The 24,214-nt window shown below is 52.5% G+C and carries 13 protein-coding genes and 1 pseudogene; 12 read left to right on the top strand and 2 right to left on the bottom strand.

The window, feature by feature from the left end:
- Positions 1-389 precede the first annotated feature (389 nt).
- The 10 genes and pseudogenes from HDF10_RS21405 to mobF all read left to right on the top strand — a co-directional run bounded on the left by HDF10_RS21405 (position 390) and on the right by mobF (position 15,978).
- Positions 390-551 carry an AAA family ATPase gene (locus HDF10_RS21405; protein ID WP_183813516.1) on the top strand — a complete coding sequence of 54 codons (162 nt, stop codon included), beginning with the start codon at positions 390-392 and terminating at the stop codon, positions 549-551.
- A gap of 4 nt (positions 552-555) precedes the next feature.
- A complete protein-coding gene (locus HDF10_RS11735) occupies positions 556-1,794 on the top strand; it encodes a hypothetical protein (protein WP_183813514.1) in 1,239 nt (412 codons plus the stop codon).
- A 578-nt stretch (positions 1,795-2,372) separates the two neighbouring features.
- Positions 2,373-3,198: pseudogene (locus HDF10_RS11730) on the top strand (IS481 family transposase); the annotation flags it as partial.
- A 230-nt stretch (positions 3,199-3,428) separates the two neighbouring features.
- Positions 3,429-8,489 (top strand): RHS repeat domain-containing protein, encoded by a 5,061-nt coding sequence (locus tag HDF10_RS11725; protein ID WP_183813511.1) that lies wholly within the window; start codon positions 3,429-3,431, stop codon positions 8,487-8,489.
- Positions 8,486-9,007: a DUF4279 domain-containing protein gene (locus HDF10_RS11720; RefSeq protein WP_183813509.1), complete on the top strand. Its 522-nt coding sequence runs from the start codon at positions 8,486-8,488 to the stop codon at positions 9,005-9,007. Before HDF10_RS11725 ends, HDF10_RS11720 begins: the two co-directional genes overlap by 4 nt.
- A gap of 114 nt (positions 9,008-9,121) precedes the next feature.
- Positions 9,122-10,006, top strand: a complete 885-nt coding sequence (locus tag HDF10_RS11715; RefSeq protein ID WP_183813507.1) for an RHS repeat-associated core domain-containing protein — start codon at positions 9,122-9,124, stop codon at positions 10,004-10,006.
- A 10-nt stretch (positions 10,007-10,016) separates the two neighbouring features.
- Complete coding sequence (locus HDF10_RS11710; protein WP_183813505.1) at positions 10,017-10,499, top strand: hypothetical protein; 483 nt, start codon at positions 10,017-10,019, stop codon at positions 10,497-10,499.
- A gap of 362 nt (positions 10,500-10,861) precedes the next feature.
- A complete protein-coding gene (locus tag HDF10_RS11705; protein ID WP_183813503.1) occupies positions 10,862-11,245 on the top strand; it encodes a hypothetical protein in 384 nt (127 codons plus the stop codon).
- On the top strand, positions 11,226-13,214 hold the full coding sequence (locus HDF10_RS11700; RefSeq protein ID WP_183813501.1) for a type IV secretion system DNA-binding domain-containing protein: 1,989 nt from the start codon (positions 11,226-11,228) through the stop codon (positions 13,212-13,214). The genes HDF10_RS11705 and HDF10_RS11700 overlap by 20 nt, the downstream gene beginning before the upstream one ends.
- 7 nt (positions 13,215-13,221) lie before the next feature.
- Entirely contained in the window at positions 13,222-15,978 is a 2,757-nt protein-coding gene (gene mobF / locus HDF10_RS11695) for a MobF family relaxase (RefSeq protein WP_183813499.1), read from the top strand.
- A gap of 646 nt (positions 15,979-16,624) precedes the next feature.
- Here mobF and HDF10_RS11690 read toward each other — a convergent pair.
- Positions 16,625-18,883 carry a hypothetical protein gene (locus tag HDF10_RS11690; protein ID WP_183813497.1) on the bottom strand — a complete coding sequence of 753 codons (2,259 nt, stop codon included), beginning with the start codon at positions 18,881-18,883 and terminating at the stop codon, positions 16,625-16,627.
- 236 nt (positions 18,884-19,119) lie between these two features.
- On the opposite strand from HDF10_RS11690, the gene HDF10_RS11685 reads away from it, so the two are divergent.
- Positions 19,120-20,175: a hypothetical protein gene (locus HDF10_RS11685; protein ID WP_183813495.1), complete on the top strand. Its 1,056-nt coding sequence runs from the start codon at positions 19,120-19,122 to the stop codon at positions 20,173-20,175.
- Positions 20,176-20,303: 128 nt separating this feature from the next.
- The gene (locus HDF10_RS11680; protein ID WP_183813493.1) at positions 20,304-22,418 is read left to right on the top strand and encodes a CHAT domain-containing protein; all 2,115 of its coding nucleotides are present in this window, start codon (positions 20,304-20,306) and stop codon (positions 22,416-22,418) included.
- A 330-nt stretch (positions 22,419-22,748) separates the two neighbouring features.
- Here the strand turns inward: HDF10_RS11680 and HDF10_RS11675 are convergent, their stop codons facing one another.
- On the bottom strand, positions 22,749-24,131 hold the full coding sequence (locus HDF10_RS11675) for a hypothetical protein (protein ID WP_183813491.1): 1,383 nt from the start codon (positions 24,129-24,131) through the stop codon (positions 22,749-22,751).
- Between the last annotated feature and the right edge of the window lie 83 nt (positions 24,132-24,214).

Below are 24,214 nucleotides of genomic sequence, written 5' to 3'. Positions count from 1 at the left end.
CCGGAACCGGCCCGCCTCGGCCCGGTACCGGGCGCACGCTCAAGACCCTCGGTACGGTGTAGTCAGCGCTGTGTATGCCATTCTCTGATTCGTATATCCTAGCTCGGTTATCGTCACATTCTACTTCTCCTCTTGTCAGACCCTGCTTCGGTATGGGAGAAGGGACTTCCTATCTTCAACGGATCTGCAAGAACGGTGGTAGTCGTCGCTCGCTGACAGAGCGATGGACATACAGCCTCCCGACGCTCGCCGAGACAGCACTACATAAAGGCGATATGGTCGCCGCAAAGTCCCTACTGACTGGGGTCATTCGCGCCCATAACTGCCTTGTAAGAATATTCTGCACGTCGGTTTAGTGGCGAAATCGACGCTCTCTGTACAATCCAGAAATGGCGAAAAGTGGTTCGGTAGCTTCACTGAATCTCCAGATCCGCCCACACCTAAACATCATTGTCGGAGACAACGAGTCGGGTAAATCTACACTGCTCGAAGCAATAAACCTCGTTGGCAGCGCGCCCTCTAGTTGCGGCGTGAGGAGACAGAAAAGCTGAAAACATGAGTGATGAACTTCTTTTCAACAAATTCCAAATATACGGCATTGTTCAGGGACAAACGGAGGCGGTTAAAAAACGCGTTCAGTCTCTACCTTCAAACACGCTATTGAATGCTAGCGAGCACGATCTTGTGCAGGCACTTATAGAAGAATTTCGGCTCAATGTCCCCATCACCCGGGACGAGGATATCTATATTGCACATTCAGGTGAAACTCAGATTGACGTGAGCCGCGATCCCATGCGTATGATTCACGATCGGTCGCGAGCTTTTTACGTACCAGGCAACAAAACGGTCATAGCCGTACCGTTCGACGGCGATGCGGAGTTCTTCCGAATTCAGCCCCAAACCTACTCACTAAGCCCCCCGCGGGGCGAGATTGGGAAGAGCGAAATATTGCTCTCCTACTTGCGAACGGATCAAAACGCGGAGGCGATCAAACGGGAGTATCAAGCAACTGTTACCTCGATCAAGGGTTATCTCCGCTCCTTGTCAGAATCAACTGCCCAGTTCAACAGCCAGCTTGAAAATTTGGTGACGGCGCAATTGAAATCGAGGAAAGACAGGCTCCTCGCTGATGCAGGCATGACAGCAGCCATAGGCTTGCCGATGAAAAAGCGTGAAGGGGAGCCATCGACCTATTCTGTTCCAGTTGCCAGACGCGTGCCGAAGATCGAGCAGATCAAAGTGTCGGGCCCTTTCAAACCGGAGCCCGTTCTCTCCACGGAGGATTATCAGGAAATCCTGCGCATCGTGAAACACATGGTGCATGTGATGGAACTCAGTCCGCACGCATTTTTCTCCATGGGAGAGGAGGATCTGCGCTCCCATTTCCTTGTGCAACTCAACGGTGCTTTCCAAGGTCAGGCGACCGGCGAGACATTCAATTTTCAGGGAAAGACCGATATTCTTATTCGCGTCGACGGGAAGAACGTTTTTATTGGCGAGTGCAAGTTTTGGAAAGGCGAGAAAGCTTTCCTCGCAACAATAGACCAACTTCTTTCCTACTTGAGCTGGAGAGACACGAAGACCGCAGTCATCGTGTTCAACAGGAATGCAGATTTCACTGCTGTCCTTGCAAAGATTGCCGAGACCGGTCCCAAGCATCCCAACTTCAAGCGTGACCTTGGTAAAGCAGATGAAAGTACATTCTGTTATGTATTCGTACAACCTAACGATCAAAATCGCGAAGTTACGCTCACTATAATGGCATTCGATATTCCGACCGAGCCTGCGGGATAATTTAATCGTTTAGTGCAGTGCCAGACATTCCATAGGCTCAATGCACCCTAGGCGCCATCTTTTCCGTCGACAACTTCTCATCGGTGTTGGGCGTTGGAATTGATGTTTCCTCTGGTCGTTTAAATGGACTATAGTTTCACACTCCCCTGTTTCGCTTTCGCGGTACCGCCTTGGAAGGTCTGGTTAATGCTCAATCAACAACAACACCCCGGCGCTCGCGCGCCGCAAGCGCTCCTGCCACGGTGGGCAAACGACCAGGACGGATGGCTTCGCGCCATTGCGGGCGATGTTCTTAAAGAACAGGGTCCCGGCGTCCGATCTCGAAATCGACCGTTATATGAAGCTGCTGCAATCGGAGAAGAAACTCTCAAGAGAGCCTTTTGAGGCCGTTCCGAAAATTGAGGAAAAGCAACTGGATAGCAGTCTGGTAGAGACGGTCCGGTTAGACGGCCTGAAGGTTGGGGACGGTGTCAACGCGCTCAAGACCGGCTCGGAGATCCTCTTCGCGTCGGGTGTAACGGTCATCTTCGGAGAGAACGGCTCCGGCAAATCGGGTTTTGTCCGCGTCCTCAAACGCGCCGCCGGCACCGAAGTCTACGGTTCTTTCCCTCAACAGGAAGCTGTTGTCGTTGCCTTTCGCCGGCATACACTGCTGCCGCTCGACGACTGCCTGTATGCGCTGCAGGCCACGATCTCGGAGTTGACCCGATCGTCGCTGCACCGCTGCCTTCGGCGGCACGATATTTCCAGACTTTCCGATGTGGAAGGAGACCGCCCAGGCGCAAGAAGTTCAAATCCTATCCGATCGGCTACTTCCATATCGATGTCGCGGAGGTGCGCACGGAGCAAGGCAAGCTCTATCTTCTGGTCGCCATCGACCGCACTTCCAAGTTCGTTTTCGTGGAGGTGCATGAGAAGGCCACTCAGCGGGTTGCGGCCAACTTCTTGAATACGCTTCTCCAAGCTGTGCCTTACAAGATCCATACCGTGCTCACTGATAACGGAGTGCATTTCACTACGCCCGGCAATCGGTGTTCCGCCGCTGCGGAGATCAAGCTGGCGCTCCAACGGGGAGAACTCTTCCGCGCCCACGCCTTTGAGTTCGCCTGCGCCAAAGCCGACATCGACCACCGCCTCACCAAGCCCAAGCACCCCTGGACCAATGGCCAAGTCGAGCGCATGAACAGAACCCTTAAGGAAGCCACCGTCAAACGCTTCCACTACCAGACCAACGAACACTTCCGGCAGCATCTCACCGACTTCGTCCATGCCTACAACTTCGCCAGAAGACTCAAGACCCTCAAAGGACTCACACCCTACGAATACATCTGCGCCATCTGGACAAAAGAACCGCAACGCTTCAAACTCGATCCAACCCATCTAACCCTGCGACTAAACACCTAGTCAAGGGTAAGCTCGCTTCTGACTTTCATCCGGGAACGAGCAAGATAGAGATCAAATTTAAAGTATTGACTCAAATTCAGATTGCGGTTAGTTTCAGACTGGCACAACGAAGCGACCTAACATTGCATCTGCGATTTAGGCAATCCTGTGAATTAAAGATGGATAAAGTCCATCGGCCAAGGTAGCGAACCTTTCCCGTTTGTGTGTGCAACTTACTCTTCGGAGCTGCTATGCGCCTTGGTGTCCAGAATTTCACAGCCCACTTGGGTCGTTTTCCTATCTTTCAAAATAATTTTCGACCTCTCGCGCAAATCGTTCGCGACTCTAAAACCTCGCCTCGATTGATCTATGAATATCCGGTGTGTCGGAAAGGCGACATTGGGATGGTGAGGATAACTGTCTGTGCCGCACGTCTCCTCGTGGTAGTCCTGCTTCTTGGATCTTCTTTTGGTCACGCTCAGGCTGCACCAGGAGTTTATGCCGATGAGCATAATCCTTCCGGGACTCCTGTTCCACAGAATCTTGACGCCGTGTGGGATGTCGACCATCTCACCGGCACTCTGTCCGTGAAAATTCCATTTCCGACAGGGCCCGCAGGCGGTCGTGGACCACGTATTCCATTCACTCTTCTCTATAATTCCTCGTCGACCGTCACATTGCAGCAGACGGACGTCCACACTACCAATGGAACGATTATCGACTTCGGATGGATTCCTGGTAGCTACAACGCTCCCGCCGGCCCAACTGGTCCATGGTCTACTACAGGCCCCTTCCTGACCTCTAACGCAACTACTATTCCGGATTACACGCCAGTATATGGGAATGGCACCACCGGACCGACCGTACGAGGATGTCAGATATTTGGCCCTTATCTCTACTCCGACGAGAATGGCGCCACGCATGACATGGACATAGCGTATGTCAGTGGAATCGGAGCGAATCCTAATTCGCAATGCACGGAGTACCAGAATTCACCAACGAACGGCTATATAGGAGACGGCTTAAGCATCCGTACTTCTATACCCGGTCTCGGGCCTAACATAGGAATCACTACCAAAGATGGCTATGGACCGCCACTCATTTATCCAAACGGGACCCAATATTGGGGAGAGGCCAAGTTTTGGCAACACGGCCAACTTGAAGACGCTAATGGAAATACTGCTTCACTAACACAGGATAGTGCGGGACGGCCGGCGTTTACGACAACCTTTCCTATCGCACAAGTTGGACCGATTCCTGCAGGAACTTATACATTAACAACGCGCGATGCGAATGGAGCTAATGAAACATATACGATTACCGTAACTACAATTCCGATTGGAGGTTATACTTCTCCCCACCCAACGGACTCGGAGCTCTCAAATCTCGATCCAAGTGGAACGATGGGCAATGTCACCGGCCATGTTCAGCCAATGTCTCCATCAACCACTACTGCCGTAACATCGATATCGCTTCCAGACGGGACGTCGTTATATCGCTTTACGTATCATCCTACCTGGGGGACCATCCAGCAGATCACGTTTCCAACGGGCGGTTACGTTAAATTCAACTGGGGCATCCGGGGCGACTGCGGAGGATACGGAAGCTTCAATTACATCTCCTGTGTTGTGGTTAAAGATTCCTACATATCCTCTGGATCAGGTGAGAACCACTGGAATTATAGCTTCCCCTCATATGTGTTCGGGTCAAACCAACTAACGTCGAAGATCTCGGACCCAGATGGTTATACTAATTATGTAGGCAAGGGATTTACTAACAGCATAATCTTTCCTCAAGGCGCCCCTTCATTTCGGGAGATTTCACGTAATCGATATGATAGTAGTAATCATCTTCTTGAGTCGGTCTATGGAGACACCCCTCCCCTTCCCAGCCAGATCGTCACGACCGTTTACGATGGAAGTACACCGCTGCAACGTCAGGTGCAGATGAGATATGACACCTATTCCAATGTTATTGAGAAGGATGAATCCGACTATTACGCGTGCTCGGGTTCTCCATGCACAGTTGCCTCCTCGCCTCCGAATGGATGGCTCCGGAAGACGTTGACGAATTATCTTTGGAACAACCCTAATTCTACCCAACGATCATATCCATACCTGCAGGCCTTTATCGTTGATAAGCCGTCGCAGATTACTGTGACTGACGGGGCCGGAAATCCATTTTCAATGGTCCAATACAACTATGATGAATTTCCTTTGAGTGGTAGCGCGGGGATTCTGAATCATGACGATGCGAATTACCCAGCAACGATGATCGGACCTCGCGGCAACCTCACATCCGAGAAGCACTGTATTCTCTTCTCTGGTGGTATCTGCAGTTCGTGGCAAGCGCCTAGCATTTACAAATATGACATAGCTGGGATGCGAGTAAGCGCCGCCGATCCAAAGGGCAACACTACAAATTATGAATATTCGAACGCTAATGTCGTAGGATCGCCATCGACTCCTATAGATGCGTATGCCACAAAAGTTACACGGCCGACAACAGGTGGTACATCGCATGTCGACAGTTACACATATAATTACTTTACGGGTAGCGTGGCCTCTCATACGGATGAGAACAGCCAGGTAACCCAGTTCCAATATGACGATCCACTGAACCGGATAAGGAAAGTAATCCCGCCCTCAACAGTCGACGGAACTACGAATCAGTCGGGAAATGGCACTAGCAGCATAAACTATACCGACTCGTCTGCTGGCTGGTCAGTTCAAAAGCAGGTTCTGCAGGATACGAACGGGACCGCTATTACCAACACTGATTCCTATGATGGCCTCGGTCGGCTAAGCACCACGATCTTGACCGATCCAGGTGGAAACATCACTGTAACCAGGGACTACGACCCAATGGGAAGGCTGCTGCATGTTTCGAATCCCTTTCGGACGATCACCGAGTTAACATATGGAATAACCACCTACGGCTATGATCCATTGAGCCGAAAGATATTGCAGACCCAACCGGACAACAGCACTCAATCGTGGCTCTACAATGCCAACTCGGTCATTTTCACGGATGAGTCAGGTAATCAGTGGAAACGTACAAATGATGGCTTGGGTCGGCTAAAACAGGTTTTGGAGCCTTCAGCCACCAGTCCGACCCCAACTCTTGAGACTGACTACAGTTATGACTCTCTGAACAACCTTGTTGGGGTGTATCAGAAAGGCGCCGGCAACGAGTTGCCGCGTGTTCGCAGTTTTACCTATGACTCTCTTTCTCGATTGATATGTGCATCCAATCCCGAAAGCAGTTCTGTGCCCTGTCCGACCGCCGCAACGTCCTCCCTTCCCCAAGGAGTTGTAAGCTACAGTTACGACGCCGACGGCAACGTGATCACGAAGACCGACGCTCGTGGTCTCTCAGTGATTTACGCATATGATGCACTAAACCGCCTCCTTTCGAAGACACCATCACCGCAAAACGGGGCAACATATCTCTACAACTACGACGAAAAAACCGTCGCGTGGAACACTTTCGCCCTGACGAACACGATTGGCCGCCTAAGCTCGTCCTCAGCCATCTATGGGGGAGTCTATTCGCGCTATAGCTATTATTATGATGCGATGGGCCGTCAGGCTGGACGGCACTTTCAGCTTCCCAACGCAACAGGAACGTCAGTAAATACATCAACGGGCAGCAATGGCGCAAACTATGACCTTGCAGGCAATGTCACGTTTATCGATAACGGAGGTGGAATCTATATCACCGTGACCCGCGACGCTGCGGGGCACGCTATGGCGGCAAGTTCCAACAAAGCCACAACCGGTCTCTTGGGAACCGTGTACTCGCATCAAATTTTCGCCAACGCAACGTACAGTCCTTTTGGCACATTGGCCTCTCGCACATTGGGAAATGGCTTGACCGAGAATAGAACCTACGACAAGCGTGGAAGGGTGCTTACAAAAAGCCAATTCAACGCAGACTCTTCGATCGGCTACAACGTCGCTTTGACCTACTACCCGAATGGGAATGTCAACAGTGCGAACGACAGTATCAACGGGAACTGGACTTATACGTACTACCCCCTCAATCAACTCAAGGGCGCCACTTCTGCAGCGGGCCTCATCCTTGGTTGGACCTATGATTCGTTCGGCAACCGAAAGACCCAGACAGCATCAGGCACCGGGTCGGCTCCCCAGTCAAGCTTCACTTACTCGGGCAACAACAACAGGGCCGACGCAAGTGGGGGTTTTAGCTACGACGCGGCCGGGAATGTCACCATAGATAACCTGGGCCAACACTATTACTATTACCCAGACGACAGTATCGGGCGTGTCGATACTCTCGGCGGAACGTCAAGATACAGGTACGACTCAGAAGGTCACCTTGCCTTTGAGAATGGCCCGAATGGAGCACAAGTTTTCCTGTATGACCAAAACGGTCAGATTTTGAGCAATAACAATCTAACTTCAGGTTACGTGGTTCAGAGCGCCACGATCGATGGGGAAAAGATCGGATCATGGCAACCAAATCAATTCTTCTGGGCCGGAACGGACTGGTTAGGGACCAAGCGCTACGAGAGCGCTGGACAGGGAGACATCGGTTCGCAGGCTGTACCAATCAGTCCCACCTCATACACGTCGTTGCCGTTCGGCGACGCTCTTAGCTCCCTTGGTAATGACCCGACACATTTTACCGGCAAAGAACGGGACGCCGAATCAGGCCTCGACTACTTCGGCGCTAGATACTATGGAAGCAGCATGGGGCGGTGGATGTCACCCGACTGGAGTGAAGATCCCGACCCTGTTCCGTACGCGAATCTAGAGAACCCACAGAGTCTCAACCTGTATGGCTACGTAGAAAACAATCCGCTGTCACGCACCGATCCTGACGGTCATTATCGGCTTAATCCGGATTGCGCATGCAATCAGCCTGTAGACTTTCAGTTTTTATGGCATGATTTCATACAACGCTCACTAAGGTTTAATGCCGCGGTGTCCTCGTATTGGAATCAATACTTTGGAAAATCGAAGCCTGTCGCCCCACCAATAGCCACTCCTGCGAACACCGCAAATCCAAATCCCGACGACAAGGACAAGAAGACCCCCACCGGAGAAAAGCCAAAAACGCTTCAAACTGGCTCAAATACTGTCAGAAAAGCAACTGCAGATGCTCTCAACAAGACATTCGACGAGGACCTAACGCCACGAGAGTGGGGCCGCGCACTCGAATCCTTAAAGAGCGACGAGGGACTACCAAATGATTTCCATGGAAAGATCATGTCGAATGGTGATGTCAGCGGTGTAGTCAACGGAATCGAAAAAACGATAGGTAACATAGGAGACCATATCCCATGACTCTGCGTAGTCGCTCAGAGTTAGATTCACGATTCACTCCGTTAGACGCTCTAACTGACGCGTGCGAGAGGACGTGTGCGGTACTGATCATTTATTCGGGTGACATTCATCCATCGGCCGTGACCCAGCAGCTTAGCCAGCTCCCGACTAGAGTAGTCGTGAAGGGAGAAGTGTCATTGCCTAACAGTTTGGGCCGAACGCGCCTCGGAAAGTTGAATGCATGGTTTTTGTCCTCCGAGGAATATGTCTCATCAAGAGATGCCCGACACCACCTTGATTGGCTTCTAGATCGTTTGCGACGAAAGGCCGAAGCGCTGCGCGATCTTCAGGAAAAACCGTGCGTCAAGATGTATGTCAGTTGTCCTTGGTGGTCTCAACATGGTGGAGGTGGTCCATCTCTTTGGCCCGAACAAATGCGCGGGCTGGCTGAACTCAACTTGGAGTGTTCTTTTAGTTTCGCAGATTACAGCAACGAAACCGGTGAATCCGACAAGGGATCAGAAGATAAAGCAAAATGAACGATTATGCCCTGCAAGTTGGCGCCGTTATGTGAGACTGCTCGAATGTCGTGGCGAGTGGGCCAAGCCTCAATTTTCAGACCTGGGGTTTGTAACTAGGATTCGGAGGCCCACATGCCTATGACGGAGTCCGCCGCTTGTGCAACTAACGCACGTTTTTCGCAATACCGTTCTACCGGCAAAGAAAGAGACGCTGAATCAGGGCTGGATTACTTCGGGGCTAGATATAACAGCAGTTCGATGGGGCGTTTCATGTCGCCGGACTGGAGTGATATTCCAGACTCCATTCCTTATGCCGACATGGACAATCCTCAGAGCTTCAATCTCTACAGCTATGTGAGGAACAACCCGCTTTCGAGTGTTGATCCAGACGGGCATGACTGCGTGGTCCAATCACGAATCGACGACAACCACGAAAGTGTCTCGGTCTCCTCTGGAACCTGCGCAGGAGTGAAAACCGGAAGTGGCCAGTCAGCCACTTATGTTCCGGGGACGGTGACCGGCATCGCTGCGAACGGCAGCGGTAGCATCGACATCGGCTACAACTCTTATGACGGGCAGAGTAGTGGCGTGACGAATGCCCGTGGAGCACCGGCGTTCGATCATCCCGGAATCGACGGCCCAGCAAACGCCGCTATCTTCGGTCAGATCGGCAACAACGGCATGGGGGCCATCAAAGTCTTCACCATCGGCTCCGTAGTCGGAGGGGTGACTGCGGGCGTCGGTCTCTCAGTTATGGGTACGGGAGCTGGCCTGACCACACTGGCCGGTGAGGAAGGGCTCGACCTAGCTGGCGATAGAGCAATCGGGCGGATGCTTGGAGACAGTCAGCGGCAACTGATTAGAGACTTCTTCAAGAGCGGAAAGCTCCCGGAGGGTCTGTCTCAGCGCTCGTTGAAGCTCTATGCCGAACTTGCCAAGCGGGCGATAGCTGCTGGCAAGGATGGCTTGGGCGTTCAGGCTCAACGCTTAGCGCAGATCAACAGCGTACTTCACTAGGAGCCGAGATATGCCTTCCCAAATGACTAGGCCCTGTATGCTCGTCGTGCTCGGCAATGAACTGACGCTTGCAAAGGAACTGTGTTGGCCGCTCCAGGAAGTCACGGTCGAAAACACGACGTACCAGGATGCTGGCTTCGGCAACTGGACGGCTTTTTACGACTGGCTGCGCTCTTCGGACTCGACACTCTTAGGGGTGCGGTACTGGTTGCGAGACGACCTTAGCTTCCTAGGGGAAAGCGTTCAGAGTAGGGACTATGCAGAAGTAGAACCGGGTAGACAGATCGAAGTCTACTTCTCTGAAGGGCGGCAGGTAGATCAAAAACTCTCTTGCGACCAGGAGTTCCTATACGACGCTGTGTTCCGATCCTTAGACGGAACCTATGCAATCGGGTTCGGGATGGAAGGACTGACCGACGCTGATATCGAGCATCTGACTCGATCAGGCATCAGGTGGGCGACTGCTCAGGGGATCACGCGAGACGAAGAATAACCCGAGCCGCTTGTCATAGGCCGTCTCTTCGGAGGCGGCCTTGCTGCGTCTGGGGCTTCCATCTGGACTCCGTTCCGCCTCAGAGAAAAAGCACGCTGCTTCGCATCGGCTGTAGGCATGACACGTCACCCCAGAATGGGAGCTGCACAGTACCCTGAGGTTATAGCTGGGGAACTTGCTGAAAATATTCGGGCAATGGAAAAACGTCGAGAAACGCGGTACTCTTGAGGCGAACGCAGGTTGCTGATGGGGAACCATATGAGTTCCAATCCCTTAGCCAGCTTTTGGCCCCGCTGCCCGAAACTGAGCAACGTACACCGTACGTGTGGCCTACTTCCCGCTTCGATCTTTGGCGGTGGTCTATGAAACCGCCACTCCGTACAAAATCAGTTGGCACGAAAGTCAGCGAGGCAGAGTTCGCCATGCTGGAACAGCGGGCTCGCGGGGCGGGAAAGACATTGTCCGAGTGGGTTCGGGACGCGCTGCTCATCGCGCCGGCCGACGGCGGCATGGAGTCTGGTGAGGTCATTCTGGCTGAATTGCTGGCGCTTCGGTCGCTGTTCTTAAACCTGAGCTTCCGCACGGCTAAGGGTGAGCCGATGGTTGAGTCGGAGCTGCGCGGTCTGATCGAACGGGCGGATGCGACGAAGGTAGAGAGAGCACGTGAACGCCTGCAGGCGGTCCGTCCGGTCCTGCGGAAAACCCAACTGGAGGAGGCTGCGGGGGATGGCGGAATGGGGGCGTAAAGAGTACTCGAAAGCATGGCCGAACCGGACGCCGGTGTGGACGTGGGCGGCGATCCTGCTGACGGGCGTGTTCCTTGCCGGCGCGCTGACGATGCAGTACAGGGAGCGATGGACAGCGGCGCAAAAACTTTACCTGACGGATTATCTGAGGAGCGGAACTTTAGGCCGGGGATCGCCGACCGCGACGGGGAAGTACACCTTGCTGGAGGCCGTCGTGGGCAAGGGCCAACGGCTGCTGATCGACGACGAGATCGAGCCAGTGACCGGTCCGGACGGGAGGCACGGGTACCAGCTGACGGATGAGGGCGTGAGCGACGGCATTACGCAGTTGCAATATGTGACCGGGACGTACAACCACCGAGGGCTGCACGCGCTGCTGGGCAGGTTCGTGTTCAAAGATCAAAGGACCCGGGACTTGATAAAGGCGCCGGCTGAATGGACGGCAGGATTCTTCGTCCTAGCACTGTTGGTGGCGGTTCCGAAGGACCGCGCGCGGCGGATGGTTTGGAAGCATGGTCGGCGGTTGCGCGGCCCGGAGCTGGTGAGGACGGCGGAGTTCAATGCGAAGCTGGGTCGTCCCGATGGCATTGCGTTCGTCAATGAAGAGCAAACGTGGTGGGACAGACTCGTGCATAAAAACCTCAGCAGCTGGGTCCGTATTCCGCGTGACCGCGAGGCGATGCACTTCCTCATCGTGGGCGACAGCGGCACCGGCAAGAGTGCGACGATCCGCCAGCTTCTTTCGCAGATCGCCGACCGTGGCGAAGCCGCCATCGTGTACGACCCTGCGATGGAATATCTGCCGCAGTTTTACAACGAAGGGCGCGGCGACGTGGTACTGAATCCGCTCGATGCCCGGTGTCCGTTCTGGACCCCAGGCGATGAGGTCCCGCACGAAGCAGAGGCCCTGACCTTAGCCGTTAGCTTGTTCCCGGATCAGGGGCGGGAGAACCGGTTCTTCGTCGAAGCGCCGCGCAAGATCTTCGCGCACTTGATCAATCTCCGGCCGACGCCGCAAGAGCTCACATACTGGATGAGCAACGCAGATGAGATCGACAAACGGATCGAAGGAACAGAGATGGCGGCCATGATCGACCGCGGGGCGGCGAACCAACGAAGCGGAGTTCTGGGGTCGCTTAATATGGTCGCCGATGCGTTCAAGCTGCTCCCTACAGAGAGTGAAACTGACCGACGATGGAGCACCGTTGAGTGGGCGCAGCAGCGCAAAGGCTGGGTGTTTATCACATCGAAGCCGACGATGCGCGAGCGGATGCGGCCACTGGTGAGCCTGTGGCTCGACCTGCTGGTGCTGCGGATGATGAACGACGACACAGTGCGGCGCAAAACCTGGTTCGTGCTCGACGAGCTGGCCAGCTTACAGCATCTCCCACAACTCAAGACGGCGGTGACGGAGAACCGCAAATCGAATAACCCGATGGTACTCGGCTTCCAGGGCAAAGCTCAGGTCGAGGCACTTTACGGCCATGTTGCCGAGGCGATGTTGAGCCAGCCAGCGACGAAGATCTTCCTGAAGACGAGCGAGCCGCACGCGTCCGAATGGATCTCAAAGGCCATCGGGGAGATCGAGGTAGAACGCTTCCGCGAGTCGCGTGTAAAGGGCGCCTTCCCACGCGGGCGCGAGAGCGAACAGCGTGACATAACGCGTGAGCCCCTGGTTATGGCATCCGAGGTTGGTGGACTCGATCCACTGCACGGCTACTTGAAGCACGGCAATCTGGTCGTGCAGATGCACTTCCCTTACGTCGAGCTGCGGAGTCACGCCGAAAAGTTCATCGAGCGAAAGTTGAAGACGGGAGTTCAGATGAGATCGGCAGCAGAGCAGACGCCAATCGAAGCAGAAGAGCCGGTCATGCAGCCAGCCCCGCAGCGGAAGTTGCCGCAGAGAGTCCAAAAGAGCCAGGAACAACAGCCAGCGAAAGTGAACGAGCAGCATCCGTATTTCGAGTGATGCAATCATGGTGACGCTCTCCAAGCCGATCAGCTCCGGACAGGCGCAGGCCTATCACGAAGCGGAGTTTGCCAACGCCAAAGAGAACTACTACACCGAAGGAGAACGGGTGCGTGGCGAGTGGCAGGGCCGGCTTGCGGAGCGGTGGGGATTGGCTGGTGAGGTGCAGGAGCAACAGTTCACCCGATTGTCTGAAGGCCAGCACCCATCGACCGGAGAGCAGCTTGTACGTCATCAAACCGCGCGTGAGTATGAGAATGAGCGCGGCGAGATGGTGCGCACAATGGAGCATCGTGCCGGATGGGATGCGACATTCAGCGCACCGAAGTCTGTATCGCTCACCGCCTTGGTGGGCGGCGATAGTCGTGTGCGCGAGGCACACCACGAGAGCGTCAGGACGGCGCTCGACGAGATGGAGAAATACGTCCAGGCCCGCATTGGTGGCATCGCTCCGGCTCAGACGACTGGTGCATGGGCTGTGGCGAAGTTTGAGCATGACAGCAGCCGACCCGTTGATGGATATGCCGCACCGCAACTTCATACGCATGCAGTGGTCTTCAACCTGACTGAGACCGCAGATGGAAACACTCGGGCCTTGCAGCCTCAGGAGCTGTACAAGACGCAGCAGTACGCAACGGCAGTCTACCGCTCGGAGCTGGCCGCGCATTTACAGGGGCTGGGCTACCAGATCGAACGCGGCGAACACGGACAGCCGGAGATTAAAGGATATTCGCACGATTACCTGGAAGCGTCGAGTCCGCGGCGGCAGCAGATCGTCGATCACATGGCAGCCCGTGGAACGTCGGGAGCCGGCGCTGCGCAAATCGCGGCCCACCAGACCCGTGATGCCAAGCAGCCGCTCTCCCATGAAGAGGTTCGCGCGCGTCATCAGCAGATGGCCATCGAGTACGGCCAGCAGCCGCAGCGTGTGCTTAGAGAAGCGGCCAAACGAGATGTTGTAGAGCTAGGCCCCGGGTCTTCGCAACGTGCGGCCCATGAGGGCTTCAGCTACGCACGAGAGCGCGGCATGGAGCGCGAGGCTGTTGTAGATGAGCGTTCTCTTATGAGGGACGCGTTGAAACACACGATGGGTGAAGCTCGTCTGCTGGAGATTCGAGTAGAGTTTGAACGCCGTGCCGCGGACGAGAGTCTGGTCGAGGTAGAGCGAAGAATAGGAGCCGCTAGCCGTGCGTACACGACGCACGAGATGCAGGGCTACGAGCGCGAGCTGATCGAGCGGATGAAGCTGGGCAAGGATACGCGCGAGGTGTTGGCTGACGGGAACGTTCGAGAACAGATTTTGGCAGAAAATGGACATCTCAGCGTGAGCCAGCGGCACGCGGTCGAGGCAGTTCTGACGACGCGTGATCAGATGATGGCCTTGGAGGGTGTAGCCGGGGCTGGGAAGACAACCTCCTTAGGCGTTGTCCGAGAAGCTGCTGAGCGTGCAGGCTATGAGATCGAGGGACTCGTTCCGACATCGCGAGCTGCGCAGAAGTTGGCCGAAGTTGGTATCGAGACGCAGACGTTGCAACGTCACCTTGCACGCGGGGAGCGGGACGACGACGGTCGAAAACGGCTCTATGTGGTCGATGAATCGAGCATGGCGAGCACGCAACAGATGCACACGTTTGTGGAGCGATTAAAGGAGAATGATCGCGTGCTTTTCGTCGGTGACACGCGGCAGCATGAGGCTGTCGAAGCTGGCCGACCTTATGCGCAGTTGCGGGAAGCTGGCCTGCGCACGGCATATCTCGATGAGATCATCCGGCAGAAGGATCCCGCGCTAAAAGAAGCCGTTCAGCAACTTGCACGTGGCGAGGTGCGCGCAGCCATTGGCAATCTCGACGAACAGGGCCGCGTGGTGGAGATCAAAGAGCGTGAAGAACGTATCAGTGAAATTGCGCGGGAGTATGTACGCTCCCCGGAGCGCACATTGGTGGTCTCTCCCGACAATGAATCTCGCCGCGAGATTAATCAGCGCATCCATCGCGCTATGCAGGCACAGAACAAAGTCAGCGCGGAAGAGCATCGCGTGCATGTGCTATATGCACGCCAAGACATCACGGGGGCGGATCGGCAGCATGCACAGAATTATGAAAAAGGTGACGTCATCCGGTACTCCAAAGGAAGCAAGCCTCTTGGAATACAGGCTGGAGAATATGCACGCGTAACGGCCACCGATCGAAAGACAAACATAGTGACGGTGAAGCGTCGTGGCGGCGAAGAACTAAGTTATGATCCACGACGTCTGCAAGGAGTGACTGTCTATCGCGACAATGAACGCAGCTTTGCCCGCGGGGACAGAGTGCAGGTGACCGCTCCGTTTTACGACCAAACGCTCGCTAACCGCGAGTTTGGCACGGTGGAACAAATCGACAAGGACGGCAATCTGAAATTGAACATGGATTCAGGACGTGAGGTCGCTTTCAACGCTAGGCAGCATCCGCATCTCGACTACGGTTATGCGGTGACGAGCCACAGCAGCCAAGGGCAGACCGCAGACCGTGTTTTGATTCATGTGGACTCTTCACAAGCACACGGGGAACTGCTGAACAGCCGCATGGCTTACGTGTCCGTCTCGCGTGCGCAGTTCGACGTCAAGATTTATACAAACGATGCAAAGACGCTAGGGCAGGAGCTAAGCCGGAATGTGACGAAAGCCACGGCACTCCAGGAAGCTCCGGAGATTCAAGAGGTAGGACAGCGTATCGGACGGTCGTCTGTAAACCTAGAAATATCGCAGGGTCTCCACATGAGCTGAAATTAGCGTGCCTGAGTTCGGACAAGCTGGTCTTTGCGGTCAACGAAGGTGGTTGAGAGATAAGGCCCTCTCCTTCAATCGGATCGATGCAACTGATGAAATTGGACACGCATTCACCTGCTGATAGCAAAGATCCAGGGCGGTGAATCCATGCAACCATGCAACGGCATGTAGACGTCCTGTTTGCACCGCAGATCTGATACATGTATGGGGCACCAACTGCGAAATCCAGTGTGAACACTTTTGACAATGGTGCGCTGCATTATGGCGTTTTGAGCTTTATTTCAAAGTCTGTCGCGAAAAAGACTTTTCTCGATGAGCCATTTCGGTAACTTCACTGGCAACGAGGGTTGAAGTAGTGAATATGAACCAAGGGACTTTGCCGACTTCCGAGTTCCATCTTTCAGAGCCTCAAACGCGTAGATCGAAAACTCGAAGCCGCAATAGCAATTTTTGCGTTGGTGCTAATTAATCGCGTAGGTCATCCCCGAGAAATCTGCTCATATTGCCGATAACTTCCATACTCATACTTTGGACTTAAACAATAGACTGCCAGACTCTCCTAATTGCGCAGTCACGCCTGATTATAAGCGAATGATCGCGGCAGGGTGATCTTGCGTAAGCTGACAGCCACGAACACAAAAGGTCATTTCGTTTTGGCTTTGTCAGACCCTTTCGGCTGCTGAGTTCCAGTTGGGGTTTGGCTAGCGTTTCCGCTATTTGTTGTGGATGTTGTCGTGTTAGTACTTTGATTGAATGGAAATGTAATGGTGAAACCAAAGCCGGACTTCCACACTTGCTGTGTAGGGGGAGAAGTCAGATTGCCCTGGGGCATGCCTATCACAAATCCCTTCTGGTACTCCGTTCGCAAGCCAAGGTCGTAAACTGGCGACACAAAGAATGCCCGGCGCTTAAAGGAAAATGCAGGACCGGTGATAATGTCAGTAGTTGCTCCTCCGGTTGCAGCAGTTAGCATTGCTCCAACGCTCCAATGCATTTCGAACGTCATTTGCTTCGGAGACCAAAGTGACGCATCTACTTGAAGAGCATAGCCGGGTCTGACTAGCGCGTTTGTCGAGTACCCCAAAGTCTGAACTATGACGGGGTTACCGGTTGAATCCAGAATCGGAATGCCCTGTGAGTTTTTCTCGACTCCGGGAACGAAAGCGGGGGTCCGATCCGAAATGAAAGACAAGCCTAGACCATTGGTAATGGTAATAGCCGGTTCACAAATTATTTTGTCAAGGGTTATTGGCGTCAACTTCTGCGTAAGATCCCAATTATCGATTACAGTCAACTGCATTTGAGTAGAAGTGCCTTGCCCAAAATAGCCACCGCACGGCGGCGCGTAGTATGTGATGAAGTAACTGTCATTTGCGCCGGCGACCTTCTCAAACTGAATCTGCCATTCTTGCACAAAGGTTCGATTTGCTTCGTAATTTGTAACCTCCTTCGACCCAACAGGAATTATAGGCGGATTTAACGTCCCGCCACCCAAGCTGGAGTTCGCGCCCTTGTTCGCGACAGTGGCGGCATCTGCGCTTTTAGCTGGATCGGAAACTGTCCCAGCGTTTGTTCCAGTGCCTAGGGCTGTTTTCGACGGCACCCCCCCCACTTTGGTTTCTGCCCCAATCATGGGGTTAGGGATGCCTGTCGTCGTCCCGTTGCCCTTGGCGGCTTCGGTTGCGCCGATGGTTCCTTGATCTAAATATTTGTCCAACGTAGCGGTCAACGTTCCCGCCAACGAGTTAGCCGCCTGAAACACTGCCGAATTGGTGGTATCCGTGCTATCAGAAGATGCCCATGGAGAGAATTGCGTATACAGGGAAGCGAATTGCTGAAGCAAACCCCTCAGTTGCGTGACCTCCGCTATGGGAAATTGAGGAATGTCTTGTCTTGGGAAGATCGACAGATCGGCCGCGGCCCTCGCCTCGTTAGCGCTGTTGGCAATGGGCTGCAACGAATCTAATGTGCTTTTTATTCTCGTAGTCGCACCATTTAGCATAATTTCTTCGGAAGCCAATTTCCCTTCGAATGCGCTGACTTCCGGTTGTATTTTGTTAAATAGACAATTATTGAAGTCGTTGAAGTGGCTCTGTATCAGCTGACCAGCGGTCGCAGCCGTTGCGGGGGCGGGCTTCGGAGCTTTTTGATTTGTGTTCGGTGAATTCTGAGTTGCAACTGGTGAAGATGGAAATAACTGCGAGGGGAGTGGAGGGACTGCAAGCATAGTGACAACTCCGCCTAGAGACGCTCCATAGCGAAGACGATTTATATAGCCCACGTAAACAGTAGACTTCGTATATATCTCGGCTCCTGAGCTATTTGCGTTCAGCATGACCCACGTACCCTTCGGCGCCTCCGGTCCCATAATGGTGGGAGCCGGAGTAACAGGGTTCGTCGTAATAAAATTATTACTGGGCGATGGAACAGCGCCGCATCCCAAAGGTTGAATGATGGTTGAAAGAACCTGCAAATCAGACGGCGTCGGACCACTCCCATGGGAATTCGCAGCGCCAGCCACCGCATTGCTTGCGGGACTATCTCCTGCCTGAATTGAAGTGGTTTTGTTTGAGTTTGGTGAAAGAAGCGGCGGAGAGATCAGATTTCGGTTTTGCAAGGTCGTCGTCGTGCTTTTCGGAGGATTATTACTAGATCCGTACATGGATAATTGAACGGCCATCGAAATTCCTGCCGAAACGAGAGCTTGCCTCGAAACATCGTCGAATACAAACGCGGTGTGGTGTCTCTTGATTGTTGCGATTATTTGAGCGTCAGTGTCACCAAGTTGCTTTTGGCGTATCACATCAGCATTGTCCATTGTCGCCTGTGCATACGACAGGAATGGAGAAGATATCAATAGACAGAGGCACAGGGCTCTTTCAAAAATACAAGTCACGCGCATAAAGCTTCCTTTTCTCTATCGGAGAAAGCTAAACCTTGCCGAATCGTGATCAAAATTGCCCGAGTTAACTGGCCTAACTGCGCGCCCCGTTCTGTCTTGAGATTCGAAATTTATAACAAGAAGATAGTTGTGTCAATAAAATATCTCACTATTATCAAGAAGTGGGCTATTATTCCTTGACGAATTAGGGCCCGCTATTCCTCGCACTAAACTCCTGAGAAACGAGGATCACTTTAGTGAATCATCGTCCTAAATTCTGCCTATTCCTAATATCTGTGGTTGTTGGTGTCGCGCCTGGAACCCTATCGGATTGCCAGAGTCAGCAACCGAATAAGGGAACAAACCAGAAAGCTCCCGACCCCTATCCTTCACCTAACCCACTTGTGCCTAAAGCCGCAGCGCCGGTTCCAGCACCCGCCGGTGCCTCCAAATCTGATATATCCCGCTTTAGAACTTGGCGCTTGTGGAATAAGCCTTTATCTTCCACCGTCAATCAGGATCATGAAGATGCAGGTGTGATGATGATCCCGGCCTCTCAAAATATCTATTCTGGGATATACGCAAAACATCTTGTTTATGCAGAGAAAACAATCAGCCTTCGCCTTCCCGCAAGTGCGACCTCGCAGCAGGTCCTCTATGCCGCCACGACCCGGCCGCCGAATGGGAGTTGTCTCGAAGTAGGAACCGCGTATATCACTCAACCTAGCGCCGATCCAAATGCGGTGAAAACTACCCCAGCTCTATACGTTTACGACTTCTGTGCTCCAGGAGGCGGTAACTTTGTTAGAGGACCTATTCCTGGTCCTAGTGCGACTGACGGCATCCTTATTGATCAGTCGTTCGTTGGAAAGTACGCGCAAGCAAAGGTCCAGAACTTACCCGCGTACGAAATAGAAATTTTTACAAAAGACTACCCAATCACGGCCAATTCCACTTGGTATGCAACAATTTTCAATCATCAAACGGGCAAATGGGAGACGCTGTTCTCCGATCGAGGCATGGCGGACGATAACCGTGGCTGGAGCATCTTCGAGACATATTATCAAAGTGGACAGTGCTCGGAGGGCTTGCCAATTCTAGGCGCGGATCAAATTTCTCTGCTAAATGCACTGAGTGGCCGCTGGGAACTTCTCAACTCGTCCATGCCACTGTTGACTCTTAGCGTTGATCAGGGTGGAACGCAAAATAATAATTGCTTTGTTGCAGACCCAACAGGACCGGCGAGCTACAAACTGCTTCCTGACTCTCCTGATTACTACATGTGGAGCGTAAACACGTTATCTGCCCCATAGGAGTGACTTTCTGAGGAGATCTCGGAGTCTAGCTGTCGCAAAGCTAGATCAATTCCTCTTCTGCATTTGACGATGGTGACCGGATGAAATTCACTCGATGTACTAGATCACTACAGAAAGTCACGCTATTGGCGATTATTCTCTTGTCCGGTTGCGAAAGTACACAACGATTAAGCAAGACTGGGAGTCCGGAACCCGACAAGACAGAGGACATAAAACCTAAGACGCCTAGTAAGATTTTGCCAACATCTTCCAAGCCAAAACCTACCGAGAAACGAAGTACTCCTTCGATTGACTACAAGGTTACCAAGGGCCCGAACAGATCTCCGGCAAGTAGCGCCAGCGCAGATCTAGTAGCCGAATCGGCAAAGACGGAGATACTCGAGGGTCGCGTGGGCGACATACTTCCAGCGGGCTCAGCCACGCAGTCCAATAGATTTCAACCTGTATATAATGCGACCTTCACCCCGACGGTTCCCACTGAACCCGACCATCTGTTTGACGGACAGAACACGTTACTTCGATTCTTCATTGGACCTCTCAATTCCTCAAACGTCCTTACTGCTACATCGAGACCTGTCGATTCCAGAATTCTGAACGCGGCCGAAGATGTGCCGCTGACCATAACTATGACCTGTAGATTATGTGTGGGGCGGGGAAATACCAGTAGCATCCAGGTCAAACGAATCGTCTATCATGCCGCTACCGGAACTTCAACAGAGGCTCGATTTCATATCATTCCCAAACGTGACCTAGCAAAGCAGGAAGTTGGATCAAATGAGATCTTGATCGAGATACGTAACTCGAAGACGGCAGTTCGGTATGGAAGTCTAGCCATCGTCGCTAATATGAATATTGAACAGGGATCAGAGCGGGCACCATCTCATAATGTTGAGCCTGGTGGCTTCTCGCCATATGTTTCGGACAAGCGAACATTCAGGCCCGATCTGATAATCACTATCCGGCCACAAGCTCAACAGCTCTTTGACGTTGGCTTTGAGGCAATCAACCCCGAACTGGTCCGCCAGCTTCAAGGTCTGGAGTTTTCTAAGAAACTCGAGTCCGGCATAAGACAGCTCCGCTTTTTCCCGACTGGAGATTTCACCGGTCGAGAGTTAACTTCATTTGAGGGAGCGGCAGCCGCAACGCTAAAAGGAATAACAGACCAAGAAAATGTGGATCTTAAAAACGCGCTTACCGCGTCTCCTAATGGTTCAGTCGATCTCGATACGGTCGATTTTATAACGCTTAGCGAGTCCGACGAAGAGAAGATATTAGACAGTTTCTATTTGTTAGGACACTACATCTACTCGCGATTGTTTTACGGAGATCCGGATCTCAAACGGCTTATACATAAGGTTGAGGCGTTTACTGCTTCGGATGGCCACACTCTGCGAATTTTAATTAGAACATCCGGTGTAGCCTTTCCTTGGCAATTACTCAACGACCCTGCCTCAACCGATTCCCGTGGCCAGAACTTGCCCGGAGCGTTCTGGGGTTTCAAGTATGAGATAGCGGTCGACTCTTTGGCTAGACTATCCGTAGGAACAGTTGTTAAAAATTCGCCGCTGTCTCCCGATAGCGTCTCGCTTTTCGGTACATATCAAGGTGAAGACTACCCAGTACAGTTTTCGGCTCAGCAACAGTCGGCGTACTTTACCAATAAGGTGCATCCTAGAAATGCTCTTACGGCTTCTTCAGTTAGCTCCTTTCTAAAGACCTTGAAGGAGAGCGGAGATTCATTGGATTTTATATTGGTCTATACCCACGGATCGAACGGGTACGTCAACGAAGTCGTAAATGGAAATAATGTTCTGCTCACTCTCAACCCGCCGGGGCAGAGGCTCATCTTTTCTCAAAGTGGAATTGATTTCTTGAGGGCTACAGACCTCATGAACCTAGCGATTCACGCTGACGAACAAAAAGGTCCCTTCTTTCAAAGAAACCCCCTTGTCTTACTCAATGCATGTGAAACTGGAATTTTCTCAAGTAATGAGCTCACTCTGCCAGAGTCACTGCTTCTTTTGGGGGCGCGGGGCGTCATTGCGACAGAGGCACCCGTTCCGAACAAATTTGCCCTTCGGTTTGGAGATGATCTAATCGATCAGATGGCACAAGGCAAGGACATGGCTTCGGCGATCCGTGATGTGCGGGAGGCCTACTTTTCAAAGGGCAACCCCTTAGGATTGATTTATTCTTATTACAGTTATGATGGTATAGCGTCGTCAATCGTAGATCCGTAGCTCCTGTTTTTTTATCGACTCACTAGTGTTTCTGGGATCTTTCCTGCCAACGCTTGCACCTCGACGCGCGCGTAATTAGACTGATGAACGATGTTATCCTCAGACGCAGAAGGTAGCTCACACGGGCGCTATCGTCCCGTTGCGGAAGCTACTTTGCGTAATAGGCCGGAATGATCAAATTGAAGCTATCACCGACATTGGCTGAGGCTGTATGAATACAGAATTCTTCCGCGACAGCGAGGACTACGCCACGGATGCAGCTCAAAACAGACGGAACTGCAACAGTAAAAGAATACTTGGTCAGATCGCATAATAAAACTCCTCACGGTTTTACCGAACGAGAGGCTGGTAACTAGCCGCCGCTCTAGAATCAGCTAGCAAATTATTATATAAAGCATTCAAAGATTGCTTATATAGAATGTTAATGCCATAAGTCATAGCAGCTGCGCGGGCCTTAGCAACCTTCGAATTGTGGTCGGGATGCATTTCTTGTTGCACAACGCGTGCAAGCACTTCTCGTCTGAGCCATGCTGGCGGATGTGTGTCCCGGACGAGCACTAGGCATTCAGGAGATTCGGCTAACGCTTGATTGGTACAGCTACGTAAAGCCCGTTTTTCTTTTTCGCTTAGTTCATGTGGCAGTTCGCCCGTTTCTTGAATTATCCTAGCGTCGTCAAGCAGCTCTAGACAATCAAGGAAAAAGAGCGGGCCCATCGAAGCAAACCTATAATACTCGCTAAATTTTTTATCCAGATCCTGACTTTCAGCTCCCGCCATCGCATGAAGGAGAAGCTTATAGCCCAGCGCATCGGCATCCATCTCTTGACGCCACGTACGCAGAAGAACTACGTGCTCAGAATCTCCCGTAGCACCCAGTGGAATGAACTCAGAAGACGAGACATGGCCGAGAATCACGTGTGCATATTCGTGGGCATAGACGAAACGCTCCATGCCGGCGGCAAAAGAAATTACTAACATAAAATCATCTGGAGAGATCTGAGGTTCTCGTACCGGCTTACCTAGCACAAAAGAACTTAGCGTCTCAGTGAACGTTTTCTTTGCCTCTGGGTTATGTGCCATGGAGAGCAGGGCCTGAGTAACTAGCTCAGAATCCGACCGGTCGCCTGTTATTTGGCTAAGATGAGATATAGTCGCTGCAAGTTCCGTCATATGATAAATGAATGGCGAGAGCTCATAGTTTATGGCTACCACTTCCTCGCGCGTATCGGAGAAAACATAAGTGTATGCATTAATATCATTACTCGGTAGCGATCCAAATCTCATTGGATGGGAAAGCGGAAGGTGTAGCGCGCGGCGCGCAAGTTCTATGTCCGATGCATATTGGTAAAGCATGATAAATAACAGTGGATTTTCGTAACACGTTGGAAGAGGAATGTCTTTGGAGGATGTTAAATCGGTTATACCGCCCTCTAGGTAAGACTTAGATACTCCATAATGCGTTCGTGCATCATCTAGTCGTTTTTGGACATTTCTCCAATTTTCCTGCTGAAGCTTCTTATCGAGCAGGAATTGGAATGCAAGGCCACTGTCTGAGCGGTACGCCTCCGCCTGAACTCTTTCAAAGGCTCGGTAGATTGGATCGGTTGCACAAAGATCTGGCAGAACAGAGCTTTGTTGACCATAGGCACAGAAGGGGTTCTCGGGGGGATGGCACAGTCCAATCGCGAGCAACAGAACTTCGAGATGCTTCATGCAAGTGTCCTTGGCTTGATTCTCACACACCTTACTCAGTTTGCTTTCAGGTCGACAGCGCAATTCTTATCCTAATAATCTTC

This window comes from Tunturiibacter empetritectus, assembly GCF_014201375.1.
Classification (GTDB): domain Bacteria; phylum Acidobacteriota; class Terriglobia; order Terriglobales; family Acidobacteriaceae; genus Edaphobacter; species Edaphobacter lichenicola_D.
The sequence above is the reverse complement of the archived record's forward strand: the minus strand, read 5'-3'. Positions and strand labels throughout refer to the sequence as shown.

Coding starts and splice junctions, on each gene's coding strand:
- HDF10_RS21405 (WP_183813516.1), top strand. CDS start 390: ATGGCGAAAAGTGGTTCGGTAGCTTCACTGAATCTCCAGATCCGCCCA.
- HDF10_RS11735 (WP_183813514.1), top strand. CDS start 556: ATGAGTGATGAACTTCTTTTCAACAAATTCCAAATATACGGCATTGTT.
- HDF10_RS11725 (WP_183813511.1), top strand. CDS start 3,429: ATGCGCCTTGGTGTCCAGAATTTCACAGCCCACTTGGGTCGTTTTCCT.
- HDF10_RS11720 (WP_183813509.1), top strand. CDS start 8,486: ATGACTCTGCGTAGTCGCTCAGAGTTAGATTCACGATTCACTCCGTTA.
- HDF10_RS11715 (WP_183813507.1), top strand. CDS start 9,122: ATGCCTATGACGGAGTCCGCCGCTTGTGCAACTAACGCACGTTTTTCG.
- HDF10_RS11710 (WP_183813505.1), top strand. CDS start 10,017: ATGCCTTCCCAAATGACTAGGCCCTGTATGCTCGTCGTGCTCGGCAAT.
- HDF10_RS11705 (WP_183813503.1), top strand. CDS start 10,862: ATGAAACCGCCACTCCGTACAAAATCAGTTGGCACGAAAGTCAGCGAG.
- HDF10_RS11700 (WP_183813501.1), top strand. CDS start 11,226: ATGGCGGAATGGGGGCGTAAAGAGTACTCGAAAGCATGGCCGAACCGG.
- mobF (WP_183813499.1), top strand. CDS start 13,222: ATGGTGACGCTCTCCAAGCCGATCAGCTCCGGACAGGCGCAGGCCTAT.
- HDF10_RS11690 (WP_183813497.1), bottom strand. CDS start 18,883: ATGCGCGTGACTTGTATTTTTGAAAGAGCCCTGTGCCTCTGTCTATTG.
- HDF10_RS11675 (WP_183813491.1), bottom strand. CDS start 24,131: ATGAAGCATCTCGAAGTTCTGTTGCTCGCGATTGGACTGTGCCATCCC.